The sequence below is a fragment of the Mesorhizobium sp. C268A genome, assembly GCF_040324475.1.
GTDB lineage: Bacteria > Pseudomonadota > Alphaproteobacteria > Rhizobiales > Rhizobiaceae > Mesorhizobium.
On sequence record NZ_JAMYVX010000001.1, the window covers coordinates 1,879,553 to 1,894,593 of the forward strand.

Genomic DNA, 15,041 nt, shown 5'->3' on the forward strand with positions numbered 1-15,041 from the left:
GCAGCGACGATCACCGTGCGCCTCCCGCTGCCGCGCGGGGGATGCCCTGCTCGCCGATGAGGCCACGCCATGTGTCGCGATATCGGGCAAGTCCGGTGAAGCTTGCGGCACGCACGGGCTCCGGCACTTCCGCGGCAAATTCGCGGCCGACGGTCTCGAAGGCCAGCGCCGCCGCCCCGGTGGCGCTGCCCTCCAGTGTGGCCCCTTGCAGGAAGGCCTGGCTGGGATGCAGTTGCGCCACTAGCCCGGCGAGCAGGCCGCCAGCGTTCAGTCCGCCATCGACGATCACGGTGTTATCCGAATGGATCTGGTCGAGGCAGAGGTCGACCATCAGCGCGACGTAGAGCAGCGCCACGGCTGCGCGTTCCTCGGCGCTTGGCATGCGGCCGACCAATTTGCCGGCGCGGCCGGGCATTGGGCCGCCCGGCGCGAAGCTCGGCAGCGCCATGCTGCCGGCGTTGATCACCCGCTGCACTGTCGCCGGCGCGATCGCGCCTTGCCAGCCGTCGCTGATCGTGGCGAATTCGCGCCCGCCCATAAAGCGGATGGTCGGCACAGGGCCGCCGTCGACATCGACATTGACCAGCATGTCGCGCTGGCCATCGAGCGCGTCGAGCAGGCAATCCGGATTAAGCACGACGACCCAGGTGCCGGTCGAGACGACGGTGACCGGGCCAAGCTCCTGCCGGCGATAGGCATGGAGCGCGGCATTGCTGTCATGGACACCATTGTGGATGGCGATCCGCCGCTTCGTATCGCCGAGGCGTTGCTCGCCGACAACCGAGCCCGCCCGCTCGAAAGCGGGCATCCGGTCGCGCCAGCCCTCAATGTCGACCAGCGAACTGAAGTCGCGCTTGCGCGGCGCCCATAAATGCGAGTGGCAGCCGAGATAGGACACTTCCGAGACCGCCCGGCCGCCAAACCGCCAGCTCCAGTATTGTGGATAGCCGAGGATCGATTTCGCGGCCGTGAATGCACCGGGTTGCACCGCCTGTAGCCACAGCATGTGGCGACCGTAGTTGAAGCCGAGCGGCAATCGCGGCGAGAAGGTCTCGGTGAAATCCGGAACGAGGCGATCAATTTGCGCGGCAATATCAGCCGGCGGCTCTTGCTCGTAATCGAGTATCGGATGCGTCAGCGCCGCCTCGTCGACCAGGGCAAAGGTGCAGCCATGGCCCGACACCATCACGCCCTCTACGCCATGGATGTCGGCGGCCTCGCTTACGGCGCGAACCGCCCAATCGTGAAGTGCTGCCTCATCAAGCACGCTGAAGCCATCTTTGCGCATCCAGTTCGGCCGGGTCCGGCGCTCGTCGACGATGCGCCCGTCCTGAGCGAAGACGAACAGCTTCGAATTGGTCTTGCCGAAATCGAGGACGGCCATCTTCACTGGATGGCTCCCGAAGCCGAGGCGACGCGCACCATGACGCCCGCGTCTTCCAGCATGCGCGCGTCGACGTCGGACAGGCCGTCATCGGTCACCAGCGTGCCGATGCGCGACAAGGGCAGCGCGATGTTACGGGCGTGGATCGACAGTTTGCGGCTGTCGGCCAGCACCACGATCTGGTCGGCACACAGGCTGAGATCGGCGATGGAGCGGACCAGCAGCGGGTGCGATTCCAGCACGCCCTCCTGGCCAAGGCCTTGCGCGCCGAGAAAGAACTTCGATGCGTAGAACGGCTCCGCCTGGGTCGGTGAATGGATGATGCCCGGCTCACGATGCAGATCGCCACCGGCAACGGTCAGGCTGCAATGGCCGTGGTCGCTCAGATAGGCCGCGAGCGGCATCGAATTGGTATAGAGACGGATGCTGCGCTCAGCCAGCTTGACCCCAAGGTGGAAGCAGGTCGAACCGCCATGCACGATGACCGCATCGCCGTCGCGCACCATCGTGGCCGCGAGAGCGGCGATCTGCCGCTTGGCCTCGACCGCGAGGTCGCGGTTCTCGTCATAGGGTCTGGCATAGGCAACACCCGCCTGTGAAGCGCCGTCGAGCGCCGAGATGCCGCCATAGACCTTCCGTGCTTCACCGGCCTCGTCGATCTTGTCGATGTCGCGCCGCACCGTCGCCGCCGACACGCCGAGCTGCTCCTGCAGTTCGCGCACCGACGCGAAGGGGCGATCCCGCAGCAACTCGACGATCTGACGCTGGCGGCCGGAGTCGCTCAATCGTTTTCCTCCCAGGAGCCGTTTTTAGCGCGGCATTTGACGTAACTTACTCAACATCTTTCCGATTGCAAGAACATTTGATGAAATTAGATCACCATTGACGTAAGTCGCTCGCATCTGCGATACACATCAACATCCCACGACGGGTATCCGAAGCTGCGAGGCTGGCGGGGCTGATAGAGGAAATGCGCCATGGCGACCTATGCGGATGCGCAGGAAATGGCTGCCTTGCGGGCGCTTTCGGCCAGCATCGGGCGCAGCCCAAACCTGACCCAGGCCGCCGGCGGCAACACCTCGCTGAAAGCCGGCGACACGCTGTGGATCAAGGCTTCCGGCACATGGCTGAAGGATGCGCTCTCCGAAGACATCATGGTGCCGGTGGCGATGGCGCCGCTGCTCAGGGCTGTCGAACAGCGCGACAGCGCCGCCGACCAGCCGCAGATCTTCGCTATCGAGACGCTCAACGCCCGGCGCCTGCGCCCTTCGATTGAAACCACCGTTCACGCGCTGATGCCGCAGCGCGTCGTCCTGCATGTCCATTGCGTCGAAACCATTTCGCTGGCGGTACAGGCCAATTGCGAGGTGGAAGCCGCCAGACGCCTTGATGGTCTCAAATGGGCGTATGTTCCTTATTTCCGGCCAGGCCTGCCGCTTGCCCAGGGTATTGCCGAGCGGCTTCAGGCTGGGGTCGACGTGCTGATCCTTGCCAATCACGGGCTGGTCGTCGCGGCCGATACCGTCGCCGAGGCCGAAGTGCTGCTGCGCCGCGTCACTCTGCTTCTGGCGCGGCCGGCGCGCCAAGTGGCGGAACCGGATGTTGCGGGATTGGCGGCGCTGGCCGGGAAAACCGGTTACAGGCTGCCGGCGGAAATCGAGGCGCACGCGGTCGCCATCGATCCCGAAAGCCGCCGCATGGCGTCGGGGGGCAGCCTCTACCCCGATCACGTCATCTTTCTGGGTCGGGGGTCGGTGGTGGCAAAGCCCGGTGAGGATGTGCCGCGCGTCATCGAGCGGTGCGGTGCAAAGCCCGTGGCGATCCTGTTTCCCGGGCTGGGCGTGCTGATGCGCGGCGACGCCAGTGCCGGCGCCGACGCCATGCAACGCTGCCTTGCCGACGTGACGGCACGCATCGACATTGCAGCGCGGCTGAACTACCTCACCGCCGCCGAGAACGATGAACTGGTCAACTGGGACGCCGAGAAGTATCGCCAGAAACTCAATGCCGCCAGCCGCTGACACGCCGCTTGCCATAGGCATCGACATCGGCACGTCCGGCGCGCGCGCGGTCGCCATGCGTCCAGATTTTTCCATTGCCGCGCGTTCCGCCGTTTCGCTCGAGTTGTTTGGCCGGAATGCCCGCGACCCTGCAGTGTGGTGGTCAGCGGTCGGCGCAGCGCTGGCGGAACTGCTTTCGGGCATCGACCGAACAGCGGTCCGGTCGATCGCTGTTGACGGCACTTCAGGTACGTTGCTGCCGGTCGACGGCGCCGGGCGGCCGCTGGCCGAGCCGCTGATGTACAACGATACGGTCGCCGACAACGCCATTCTGGTCGCGATCGCTCGCGAAGCCCCAGCGACCAGTGCCGCACTTGGGGCGACGTCCGGTCTCGCCAAGGCGCTCTGGTTCCAGCGCACGCCCGGTGTTGCCGCGGTGCTGCATCAGGCGGACTGGATCGCGGGACAATTCTCCGGTCGCTTCGATGTCAGCGACGAGAACAATGCCTTGAAAACCGGTTACGACGCCACGGCCCGCTGCTGGCCGGACTGGATTGCGGCGACCGAAATGCGCATGGAATTGCTGCCCGGTGTCGTCAGGCCGGGCGATGTCGTCGGCAAGCTCACCGCAGATGCCGCGGATATGTTCCGCTTACCGCGCGAAATCGCCGTCGTCGGCGGAACGACCGATGGCTGCGCCTCGTTCCTGGCGACAGGTGCCGCGGCAATGGGCGACGGCGTCACCGCGCTGGGGTCGTCGTTGACCGTCAAGATCCTGTCCGACCGGCCTATCTCGGCGCCACGCTTCGGCATCTACAGCCACCGGCTGGGCGATGCCTGGCTGGCCGGCGGCGCGTCGAACTCCGGCGGCAAGGTGCTGGCGCAGCATTTTTCGCTGGCGCGCATCATCGAGCTCAGCGCCGCGATCGACCCGGCGACCGCGACCGGCCTCGACTATTATCCGCTTCCCGCGACAGGCGAGCGATTTCCAGTCGCCGATCCCGCCCTGCCGCCGCGCCTTGCGCCGCGGCCGGCGAACGACGCCGACTATTTGAAAGCAATGTTCGAGGGTATCGCCGCGATCGAGGCGCTCGGCTATGACAGGCTCGCCGAGCTCGGCGCTCCGCAGCTGACGTCGGTCAGAAGCGTCGGCGGCGGTGCGGCGAATGCCGCCTGGACGGCGATCCGGCAGCGCAGACTTGGTGTTGATTTCCTGCCGGCGCTTTCGGACGAAGCCGCCGCCGGCACAGCGCGGCTGGCGCTGATGGGCGCAAGCGCGGCGGGGCTTCTATGAGCGCGAAAACAGTCGAACACCTCAACGGCGTCAACCAGCTGGCCGAGCGCTATGATTTTTTCCTGCTCGATCAGTTCGGCGTGCTGCATGACGGCGCCAGCCCCTATCCAGGGGCAGTGGAAGCACTGTCGGCGCTGAAGCGCGCCGGCAAGACCATTGTGCTGATCTCGAACTCCGGCAAGCGGGCGGGGCCTAACGAGAGCCGGCTGCTAAAGCTCGGCTTCGAACCGGGAAGCTGGGACCATTTTGTTTCTTCCGGCGAGGTCGCGTGGGAGTTCTTCCACGACATGGCGGTATCCGGAAAGCTACTGCCAAACACGAAATGCCTGTTGATAAGCCGCGACGATGACCGCTCGGCGATCGAAGGTCTGCCGTTCGCATTGACTAAGGACGGTGACGATGCCGGGCTGGTGCTGATTTCGGCCAGCGAGGGCGACCGCTATGATCTTGAGCACTATCGCCGACTTCTTGCGCCGGCTGCGGTGCGGCAGGTGCCATGCTTCTGCACCAACCCTGACAAGATCATGCTGACGGCAGTGGGGCCGCGCTTCGGTGCCGGCCGGCTGGCGGATCTCTACGAGGACCTCGGTGGTAGCGTCACGCGTATCGGCAAGCCTTACCCCGCCATATTCGGCGCCGCACTAGCGCTGGCAGGCAATCCAGACCGCGGCACTGTGGTCTGCGTCGGCGACAGTGTCGAACACGACATCGCTGGCGGACTTGCTGCCGGCGTGGCCACGGTGCTGGTTCTGTCAGGAATATTGGCGGACACACCTGACCTGTTCGACCTGTTCGACACGATGGACGCATACCCGGATTACACCATGGATGGCTTCAGGTTTCGCTGATTTGATTCACCCCGCAGCGCTCGCGCCCGAATCCGGCCTCAACGCCTCGTGGCCGGCGAGCATTGGCCGGCTGGCTCAAGGCTGCCGAACAGCGCGGATCCAGTCGAGCCGCGCGGCTGGAATGAGGCCGTAATTGTAGAAATTGATGCCGTCGACACCGGGCGCCAGCGCTGGCTTCACCTTGGCCGCAAGAATGTCGGGGCGGGCCATTTCCGGATAGAACAGCCGGTAGCCGGCGCCGAGGAATTTGTCCGCGCCCAGTGCCGCACGGCCGGCCGCCATCAGGCTGGCGACATCGCCGGCCTGCATGTCGTAGGCGCACAGGATCGCCCCGTCGCAGACCTTGCCCAGCGCTGCCAGATCGCAACCGCCAAGCCAGCCGTCTTTCAGATCGATAATAACGACCCGCGTCGTGGGATCGGCTACCTCGCGCAGTTCGGCGACCAGGCTGGTCACTGGCTCGAATCGCCACAAGAGATAGGCATGGAGCTCCGGCCAGGGGGCAAAGGCGTCGATGCCGCAGGCGGGAAAATCGGGAAAGCGCCGCTCAGGCATCGCACGCTCGCAGGTCTCGACGATCCATTGCCTGGTGAGCTTGCGCGCCGCCTCGGCATCGATGCCGGCTTTTGCCGCACGGGCGACGCAGGACGGACAGAAGCACAGAGACAAAAGAAAATCGTCTTCCGGCGTCAGCCCGACACCGTCCTTCTCGTGATGGTATTCATGGGCAAAGCCCATGAAGGACGGGCTTTCAAGTTCTATCCGGTCCGGCCGGTAGCTGTGCGAGATGTCGGCGATCAGCGCGCGGACATAGGCGCGCGCATCGGGATGGGAGGGGCAGAGATTGTAGTAATTGGCATCGCCGAAGGCGTTGCGGGTGACGGCCTGCGGATGCAGCATGCCCAGGCGGGTGTTGTGCAGGCAGACCGTCCAGCACGAAACTCCTAGTCCGCCCGCGTCGCGACGGCGGATGAGCTGACCGAGCACGTCGCCGCCCTCAGTGATCACGTCAGCCACCTTGGGCTGGATGGCTAGACTTCCCCAGCGCGCAGCGGTCGGCTTGAAATAGATGGTGCCGTCCTCAGGGAAATAGGCCTTGCGGCGCGGGCTGCGCGGCTGCAGGAAGCGCCCGGCATGATAGGATGTCGCCAGGCTGATCATGTTGAGCCCGGCGCGCTCGACAAGATCACGTTCGACCGTCTCCAGGCCGAGATCCTGGATGTCCCAGGGATAGGTCCACATGGACAGTTGCTGCATGGAATATCCTCTGCCTTTGGCTCAGCCGTCGACCGGCTCTGCGACCTGCATTAGGCAGTCGCCCGCCTCACACATCGTGTGCAGCCGGCGCGACAGCACCAAGCCGCTTTCGGCGAAATGCAGGGCCTCCTCGGCAACATCGAGCCGCTCGAGATCGTGGTACCAGCCGGCCAATTGTCCTGAAGTGACACTGTCGCCGAGCCTAGCGGCGGGCTCGAACCAGCCGCGGCGGGTGGCATAGAGGCCCTGGCTGTGCCTGGACAGGGACAGCAGCCTTGTCGGCGCCGAAGGCTTTTCGCCCGCGCCAAGAACCGGCGCGTCGACCACACCCATTGCTATCATCAGACGGTCGAGCGCGCGGGCCGTGATCGCCATCGAATCGACCGTTGCGGTGCCACCGCCGCCGAACTCACCGCTGACGCCGACGGCGCCGGCGCGGCGCGCTGCGCCCATCGAGGTTGGCGAGGCCTGGCCGTTGTCAGCGATAAAGCCGTAGGGCATGCCGAGCGTGCGCATCAGCTCGACGCCACGCCGGTGGCGCTCGGGATCGGCGTTGCGTTCGACCAGCGCGGTCGGCAGATGCTCCATCGACGTGCCGCCCGAATGGATATCGAAGACGACGTCGTGACGAGGAAACAGCTCCGTCTCAAGGAAATTGGCGAGCCGGCTTGTCGGCGTTCCCGAGGGATCGCCGGGAAACGCCCGGTTGAGATTGCCGCCGTCGAGCGGCGAGCAGCGCTTGGCGGCCATCACCGCAGGGGCGTTGGCCATCGGCATGATGGTGATGCGGCCCTTGATCCGCTTCGGATCGAGCCGGCGCGCCAGTTTTGCCAGCGACAGCTCGCCCTCATATTCGTCGCCGTGATTGCCGGCCATCAAAAGCAGTGACGGGCCGTCGCCATTGCGGATAAGGCAGATCGGCACCTTGACCTGAAAGTAGGGCGAGCGATCGATCGAGAACGGAATGCTTAGATGGCTGAGCGTCTTGCCGTCGCGGTCGAAATCGAGCGTGTGGGCGAGGCCGGTGTGCATGGTCAGACCGCCGCGACCGCGGTGATTTCGATGCGGAGATCAGGGTCGGCAAGCCGCGCCTCGACGCAGGCCCGCGCCGGCAGGCGGGCAGGATCGATCCAGGCATCGTAGATGCTGTTCATGGCCTCGAAATCACCGATCTGCGGCAGGAAGATGTTGACCGCCACCAACTTCGACTTGCTGCTGCCGACCTCGACCAGCAGCGCCTCGACTTTGGCAAGCACGTCGCTGGTCTGGCCTTCGATGCCGGCCTTGCGATCGTTGGCCACTTGGCCGGCTATGTGAACGAGGCCGCCATAGACGACTGCCTGCGACATGCGCGAGCCGGACTGAAAATACTTGATCATATCGGATCCTTTCGAGGTTCTCTTTTTGGGGGATCTGGTCAGCCGAACCAGGTGGGGAAAGCGTGGCGGACGTGGCCGGTCGCGTCGACGCCGAAGATCACGCGATAACGGTCGAGGCAGGTGCAGGGATGCGAGATGCCGAATTCGACGACGTCGCCGACGGCCACGTCGTCGCTCGGTGCAATCGACAGGAAGGAATGCTGGTCGTTGAGCTTGACCACCTCGGCGCGCGCCGCCGGCATCGGCAGCGGCTTGCAGGCACGAAAGACGGTGAGCGGCGTTGGAAAGCCCTGGTCGAACGACACGTCGCGCATGCCCATGCCGCAGATGACAAGGCCCGGCTCCGGACGCGACAGCACTTCGGCCCAAAGGCGTAGCGCAGGGCGAAAGGAATGCCGCGCCGAAGCGCTGATGCCGCCTATGGCAAAACCTTTGCGGGCATCGAGGGCGCCGAGCGAACGGTCATAGGTGCCGTGGTCGTGGAAGAAGATGGCGCCGCTGCGCAGCACCAGCGTTGCGTTGCCGTCGCTGGAAACGAGGGGTGCAAGCGCCGCGACCACCTGGTCGAAGAAGGCGGAGCCGCCGGCTGTGACGATCAGCGGTGCGTCGCCGCCGACGCGGGCACGCAGCCGCAGGAACATGTCGGCGGTCATTGCCAGCAGGCCGGATATCACCTCATCGGTGCGACCGGGCTCGGGTTGCGCCGCCGCCCCTTCATAGGTCGCAACGCCGGCGATCAGCAGCCGCCCGCCGGCAGCCGTGATCGCATCGGCGATGGCCTCGGCTTGCGCGGTGGTGCGGGCGCCCGCCCTGCCCGCACCAAGTTCGACCAGCACGCGCAGCGGCGGCAGCGCCGCATTGGCGCGCCAAGCCTCGGCAAGCGCGTTCACGGCGTCGACCGAGTCGGCAAAGACATAGAGCTCGGCATCCGGCCAGGCACCAGCAAGCACGGCCAGCCGGTTGGCGCCGCCGGCTCCTCCAACCTCATTGGCGATGATCAGCCGTGTCAAGCCGGCCTTCAGCATCACTGTCGCTTGCCTGATGTCGGCGACCGTCGTGCCCCATGCGCCGGCCTCGACCAGCGACCGGGTAAGATCGGGCGCCATCGGCGTCTTGGCATGCGGAGCGATCGCAACATTGTGTTCGCGCGCATAGCGCAGGAACAGGTCGCGATTGGCGGAGAAGGCCGCCTCGTCGAGGGTCAGCACCGGAAGCGCCATGCGTCCATCGGCCGGATGCCAGTGCTCGGCCGCGACAAGGCTGCTGTCCAGCCCGGTTGTGCCGGGAGGCACGCCGCGGATGCGGTCGTCGAGCCGAAAATTTTCGCGCACCGAAAGGGCTGGAACCGGTGAGTTTTCAGTCATGCGATGCTAACCCTTTTACCGTCGCAGAACGAAGCCAGGATCGATCGCCGGTCACAGCCTGAGAGAGATACGTGCCAGAACCTTACGCCGGACCGATCATCGACGCCCATCATCATCTTTGGGATCTCAGACTGGGACGGCATCCCTGGCTCGCCGCCACGGCCAGCGAGCGCGGCGGCCTCGGCGAGCTTGGCCCCTTGCGGCGGAACTATCTGCCCGGGGATTATGCGCGCGATGCCATAGGGCATAATGTCGTCGCCACCGTCCATGTCGAAGCCGGCTGGGCGAGTGGCGACTGCATCGGAGAAACGCGCTGGCTTGAAACACTCGACAAATCGCGCGGCGTCGCCGCCCGCTATGTCGTTCACGTGCCGCTCGCCGATCGCCAGGCGCCGGCGCTGATCGAAGCGCAAGCCGCGTTCGAGCGTGTCGCCGGCGTGCGCGACATATTGAGCTGGGATCCCGACCCTGCCCGCCGTTTTGCGGCCCGTGACGGCATCATGGACGATCCGGCCTGGCGCGCCGGGCTTGCCTTGCTTGGCCAGCATCGGCTGGCCTTCGACATGATGGTGTTTCCGCGCCAGCTCGCCGACGCGGGGCTGCTTGCCAGGGCCTTCCCCGATCAGCAATTCGTGCTCAACCATTGCGGTAGCCCGATCGACCGCGACGCCGATGGCATGCAGGTGTGGCGCGACGGGCTGCGGCTTCTGTCGCAATGCGACAACGTCGCCATCAAAATATCGGATCTGGTCGCCTACGATCATGACTGGACGCTCGACAGCCTGAAGCCCGTCGTCCTGCATTGCATCGATTGTTTCGGCACCGGTCGCGCCATGTTCGGCAGCGACTTTCCGGTCGCCGGCCTGCATGCCTCGTTCGATGACATATATGACGGCTTCAAAACCATCACAGCGGACTTTTCCGCCGACGAGCAGACGGCGCTGTTCTTCGGCAACGCAAGGCGCATCTATCGGCTCGACGATGTGTCATCGGCGCGCCTGCTCCCGGCCTGAGAGCAGCAGCAGGCCGAGGATCAGCGAGCCGAACAGGATGCTGCGCCAGCCGGGCGATGCGTTGACGACGGTGATCAGCGCGGTGATGGTGACCAGCAGGATGGCGCCGGGGATGGTGCCGGCATAGGTGCCAAGCCCGCCGAGGATCGAGGTGCCACCGAGGACCACGGCGGCAATCGAGGCGAGCAGATAGGGATCGCCGATGCCGACATAGCCCTGTCCGTTCATGCCCAACACGAGCACGCCGGCAAGTCCCGAGCAGAAGCCGCTGATGCCGTAGACCGCAAGCGTCGTGGACGTGACCGGAACACCGGACAGCGCCGCGGCAAGCGGGTTGGCGCCCATGGCAAAAATCCGGGCGCCGAGCGATGTCGCATGCATCGTGGTCAGCACGATCGCCGAGACGACCACCCACAACAATACGCCAGCGGGAATGCCGGCCGGCCGGCCATTGCCGAGCCAGTGGACCAGCGGGTTCTCGGCGGTCACGGCGCTGCCGCCGGCGATGATGATCAACAGACCCTGCAAGAATGTCGCCATGGCCAATGTCATGATCATCGGGTGGACGCGCAGCAAAGCGACGCCGAGCCCGTTGACCAGGCCGATTGCCGTGGTCAGCACCAGAACGGCAAGAATGGCGGTGATGCCGGTCGGATCCACCTGCCACGACAGCAGCGGCAGGCTGACGGCGCTGACCGTGACGATGGCCGCGACGGAAAGGTCGATGCCGCCGGCGATCACCACAAAAGTCTGGCCCGCGGCAACCAGGCCGATGACGGCGCCGAGCTCCACCAGATAGCGCAGATGGCCATAAGCGCCGAAGCCGCGCGAAACGAAGCTCGCCACGATCCAGACCGCGGCAACGATGGCAACGGTGAGAAACGGCCGGCTGCGCAGGACCGTCAGGGCGCGTTTGCCGCCCGCGCTGTCATTCCATGCTGTCATTGCTGTGCCTTGCGGAATTGCGGGATGGCGACCGCGCCGATGATGATCAGGCCCTGGGCCACATATTGTGCGACCGGCGTGAAGCCGAGGAAGAACATGACGCTGATCATCAGGCTGAGCAGCAGGCTGCCGGCAAGCGCGCCGCGCATCGTGCCCTGGCCGCCGAGGAAGCCGATGCCGCCGAGCACCGCAGCGGCAATCGAGTTCAGGGTAAAGGCGGCGCCGATGACCGGGTCGCCCGAACCGGTCTGTGCGGCGACGAACAAGCCGGCGCCGGTGGAGAGCAGACCGCTGATCGCATAGGCCGCAATGCGCGCGCCGTCGACCGGCACGCCGGAGCGATAGGCGCCGACCGGATTCTCGCCGGCGGCATAGAGGCTCAAGCCAAGCGGCGTGGCGAGATAGAGCTTCCACAGGAGAACGATGAGCACCAGCAGCACGAATGCCGCCGGTGTGTTGCCGGCAAGCAGGTCGGACAGCCACGCCGGGATTGCGCCGCCGGGCCGCGGCAGGATCAGCAGTGCGGCGCCGCCGATGATGAACGACCCGGCAAGCGTCACCACGATGGCCGGCAGCCGAAGCCGTACCACGATGAAGCCGGTCGCCGCCCCGATGCCGAGGCCCGTCAGCGCCACCGCGGCAGTGCCCCCGGCGACGCCCAGCGGCCCGGCCATCGTCGTCGCGGCGATGACCGCGCCCAAGCTGACCGTCGCGCCGATGGCCAGGCTGATGCCGCCGGTGAGCATCAGGATCGCCTGCGCCATCGCGACCAGAGCCAATGGAAACCAGCTCTGCGTGAATTTGGCGAAGCCGGACGCCGTGAACAGACCCGGAAAGAGGACGCCATAGGCGATGAGAAACACCAGGACGACGGCAAACAGGCTGCGCACGCCGACATTGCGACGCAGTTGCACCGGCCAGTAGAGCGCGCCGGTCTGCCGGGCGGAGGAAGATGTGTTCATGCCGCAACCTTCCGCTGTTCGGCGCCCATCGCCGCGGAGACGATGGCTTCCTCGCTCAGCGCTCCACGCGCCAGCATGGCGACGATGCGGCCTTCGCGGACGATGCCTACACGGTCGCAAAGGTGCACGAGTTCGGGCGTGTCGGAACTGAGCAGCACGACCGCCTTGCCGGCGGCGGCGAAATTGCGAAGCATCATGTAGATCTCACGCTTGGTTTCGACGTCGACGCCGCGCGTCGGATCGTTGAGCAGAAGCACCAACGGGTCGTGCGGCATCCATTTCGCCAGCGCCACCTTCTGCTGGTTGCCGCCCGATAGAGCCTGCGCCGCCCGGCCGAGGTGACCCTTGATGCCGAGTTGGGCGGCAAGGCTTTTGGCCGTCTCGCGCTCTGCGCGGCGGCTGCGCAGCTTCAGCGCCGGCAGCCTGGCAAAGGCGGGCAGCATCATGTTGGTGATGATGGGATGGATCAGGTGCAGGCCCTCGCGCTTGCGATCCGCGGGCACATAGGCCAGCCCCAGCGCGTTGGCTTTCGGCACGCCGCCGGGCAGGCCGGAGGCGCCGTTGACGGTCGCCGACGCCGTCCGTGCCGGAATGGCGCCGTAGAGACCGAGCAGCAGATCTTCCTGCCCTTGCCCGACCAGGCCGCCAATGCCAAGCACTTCGCCCGTTTTGATATCCAGATCGACGTCGCGCATCAGGCCGGCCGAAAGATTTCGGACGGAGATAGCGTCGGCAAGCAAACTGGAAGGCTGCCATTGCGGAAAAAGATCACCGGGATCGCGGCCGACCATCAGCCGAACCAACCCGGCGGCGTCGGTGCCTTCCAGGGTGCGGTCGGCCGTGCAGGTGCCGTCCTTCAGCACGGTGACGTGCTGGCACAGCGCCATGACTTCGTTCAGTCGGTGCGAGATGTAGAGAATGGCGATGCCTTCGCCGCGCAACCGCTGCAGCAGATCGGTGAGGATTTTGGTTTCGGTTGCCGATAGCGACGATGTCGGTTCGTCGAGAATGAGCACGCGCGGCCGGCGGTAGAGCGCCTTGGCGATCTCCACCATTTGGCGGCGGCCGAGCGACAGATTCCCGACCGGCGTCGACAGCGGCTCGTGCAGGCCGACAAGTTCGCATGCGGCCCTCGCCCGCGCAGCGAGTTCGCGGTAGTCGATCAGGCCGAACCGTTTGGGATAGGCGCCGAGACCAATATTTTCGGCGATGGAAAGACTGGCCGTCAGGCTGAGTTCCTGCTGGACGACGGCGATGCCGGCCTGCCGCGCAACAGCCGGCGTCATGCGTGAGACCGCGCGTCCATCGACCTCGATCGTCCCGCCATCCGGTCTCAAGGCGCCGGACAAAAGGTTGATCAAGGTCGACTTTCCGGCGCCGTTCTCGCCGAGCAGCGCATGCACGCGGCCCGGCTGGAGAGCGATTGAAACGTCGCACAGGACGGGGTTGCCGAAGAAAGACTTCGACACACCCCGCGCCGCGAGCAGCGGAGCCATGGTTGTCAACGCTACAACCCTTCAGGCTTATTTCTGAGCCAGCAGCTTCTTGAACAGCTCCTCATCGTAAGGAGAAAAGATGTAGCCGTCAGCCGGGAAGTCCTTGGCCCGGGCGAGATATTCGTCGATGTTGGAATTGTCGATTACCGGCAGCGGAATCTTGACGAAAGCCGGCACATTCTTGCCTTCCAGCGCCTGGACGGCAGTGTAGGTGGCGAAGGCGCCGAGCCAGTTCGGCTGCATCGTCGCCCAGCTCTTCAAGCCCTTTTCTTTCCAGAGTTCCAAAAACTGCCGGGCGTTCTCACCGGTGATCGGCACCTGTTCACGGCCCTGCTTGTCGAGGGCCAGCACGGCGCCTGCCGACAGAGCGCCGCCGAGCGACAGGATGCCGTCGATCTCGGGGTTGGCGAAGAGGAGGCTGGTGACGGCTTCCTGTGCCGGCGCGACGTTGTAGGGCGTGTTGGTCTCGGCAAGCACCGTCACGTCGGGATGGGCCTTGAGCTCAGCGTCGGCGCCTTTGCGCCTGTCATCGCTGACCGAAACCCCGGCCGGGCCGTTGAGGATGAGAATCTTGCCCTTGCCGCCGATAGCGTCGATCAGGAACTTGGCCGCCTGGTCGCCCCACTGCGAAGAATCGGTATTGACCTTGGCGGTGACCTTGTCGGTATCGACGAGGCTGTCGAAGTTGATGATGGCGATGCCCTTGGCGCAGGCGTCGGCCAGAACGCGTGCCGGTGCGGTCGACGAACCGGCGATCAGGATGATGGCGTCGACATCGGAATCGATCATCGACTGAATCTGCTGGATCTGGACGTTGGCATCGCCCTGAGCGTCGGTGACGACGAGCTTGTCGACCAGTCCCTGCTTCTTCAGGGTCTCGACTTCGGCTTCGATCGTGCCTTGGGTCTGCTTCATCCAGGTCGGCACGGAATAGATGTTGGCCCAGCCGATCGTGTACGGCGCCTTGCGGTCGCCCTTGATGCAGTTGGCGGCGGCATTGGCCTGCGAGGCGACGCCAAAGCTCAGCACGAGACCGAGGCAAAGCGCGCTGGCGGATGCGAAAAACGGTGATTTCATCATGACTGTTCCCTTCAGAGGT

14 protein-coding genes are annotated in these 15,041 nt (G+C 65.3%); 4 read left to right on the forward strand and 10 right to left on the reverse strand.

The window, feature by feature from the left end:
- Positions 1-10: 10 nt before the first annotated feature.
- Positions 11-1,390 carry an FGGY-family carbohydrate kinase gene (locus tag NKL06_RS09270; protein ID WP_023692363.1) on the reverse strand — a complete coding sequence of 460 codons (1,380 nt, stop codon included), beginning with the start codon at positions 1,388-1,390 and terminating at the stop codon, positions 11-13.
- Entirely contained in the window at positions 1,387-2,169 is a 783-nt protein-coding gene (locus tag NKL06_RS09275) for a DeoR/GlpR family DNA-binding transcription regulator (RefSeq protein WP_023686810.1), read from the reverse strand. The genes NKL06_RS09270 and NKL06_RS09275 overlap by 4 nt, the downstream gene beginning before the upstream one ends.
- Before the next feature lie 192 nt (positions 2,170-2,361).
- Here NKL06_RS09275 and NKL06_RS09280 point away from each other — a divergent pair, with 192 nt between their 5' ends.
- Genes NKL06_RS09280 through NKL06_RS09290 form a run of 3 tightly spaced genes read left to right on the forward strand, consistent with a single transcriptional unit; the run spans position 2,362 to position 5,526 of the window.
- Positions 2,362-3,405, forward strand: a complete 1,044-nt coding sequence (locus NKL06_RS09280; RefSeq protein WP_023681852.1) for a class II aldolase/adducin family protein — start codon at positions 2,362-2,364, stop codon at positions 3,403-3,405.
- Positions 3,389-4,678, forward strand: coding sequence for an FGGY-family carbohydrate kinase (locus NKL06_RS09285; RefSeq protein ID WP_023807586.1), 1,290 nt, complete (start codon positions 3,389-3,391; stop codon positions 4,676-4,678). Before NKL06_RS09280 ends, NKL06_RS09285 begins: the two co-directional genes overlap by 17 nt.
- Positions 4,675-5,526, forward strand: a complete 852-nt coding sequence (locus NKL06_RS09290; RefSeq protein ID WP_023686807.1) for a TIGR01459 family HAD-type hydrolase — start codon at positions 4,675-4,677, stop codon at positions 5,524-5,526. Before NKL06_RS09285 ends, NKL06_RS09290 begins: the two co-directional genes overlap by 4 nt.
- 75 nt (positions 5,527-5,601) lie before the next feature.
- On the opposite strand, the gene NKL06_RS09295 is transcribed toward NKL06_RS09290, so the two are convergent.
- The 4 genes from NKL06_RS09295 to NKL06_RS09310 are packed head-to-tail and all read right to left on the reverse strand — an operon-like array spanning position 5,602 to position 9,526.
- On the reverse strand, positions 5,602-6,783 hold the full coding sequence (locus NKL06_RS09295; protein ID WP_023807587.1) for a hypothetical protein: 1,182 nt from the start codon (positions 6,781-6,783) through the stop codon (positions 5,602-5,604).
- Positions 6,784-6,804: 21 nt separating this feature from the next.
- A complete protein-coding gene (locus NKL06_RS09300) occupies positions 6,805-7,815 on the reverse strand; it encodes a succinylglutamate desuccinylase/aspartoacylase family protein (protein ID WP_023686805.1) in 1,011 nt (336 codons plus the stop codon).
- A 2-nt stretch (positions 7,816-7,817) separates the two neighbouring features.
- Positions 7,818-8,162 (reverse strand): RidA family protein, encoded by a 345-nt coding sequence (locus tag NKL06_RS09305; protein ID WP_023686804.1) that lies wholly within the window; start codon positions 8,160-8,162, stop codon positions 7,818-7,820.
- A 38-nt stretch (positions 8,163-8,200) separates the two neighbouring features.
- Entirely contained in the window at positions 8,201-9,526 is a 1,326-nt protein-coding gene (locus NKL06_RS09310; protein WP_023686803.1) for an alanine racemase, read from the reverse strand.
- Between the two features lie 71 nt (positions 9,527-9,597).
- Between NKL06_RS09310 and NKL06_RS09315 the strand changes: the two genes are divergently transcribed.
- Positions 9,598-10,539: an amidohydrolase family protein gene (locus tag NKL06_RS09315; RefSeq protein ID WP_023692366.1), complete on the forward strand. Its 942-nt coding sequence runs from the start codon at positions 9,598-9,600 to the stop codon at positions 10,537-10,539.
- Here NKL06_RS09315 and NKL06_RS09320 read toward each other — a convergent pair.
- From NKL06_RS09320 to NKL06_RS09335, 4 genes are read right to left on the reverse strand one after another with little or no spacing between them, the layout of a single operon-like run.
- Entirely contained in the window at positions 10,513-11,484 is a 972-nt protein-coding gene (locus NKL06_RS09320; protein WP_023695084.1) for an ABC transporter permease, read from the reverse strand. The genes NKL06_RS09315 and NKL06_RS09320 overlap by 27 nt on opposite strands.
- A complete protein-coding gene (locus NKL06_RS09325; RefSeq protein ID WP_023686801.1) occupies positions 11,481-12,446 on the reverse strand; it encodes an ABC transporter permease in 966 nt (321 codons plus the stop codon). Before NKL06_RS09325 ends, NKL06_RS09320 begins: the two co-directional genes overlap by 4 nt.
- Positions 12,443-13,942, reverse strand: coding sequence for a sugar ABC transporter ATP-binding protein (locus NKL06_RS09330; RefSeq protein ID WP_198027046.1), 1,500 nt, complete (start codon positions 13,940-13,942; stop codon positions 12,443-12,445). Before NKL06_RS09330 ends, NKL06_RS09325 begins: the two co-directional genes overlap by 4 nt.
- Positions 13,943-13,969: 27 nt before the next feature.
- The gene (locus tag NKL06_RS09335; RefSeq protein WP_023807589.1) at positions 13,970-15,022 is read right to left on the reverse strand and encodes an ABC transporter substrate-binding protein; all 1,053 of its coding nucleotides are present in this window, start codon (positions 15,020-15,022) and stop codon (positions 13,970-13,972) included.
- Positions 15,023-15,041: the final 19 nt, after the last annotated feature.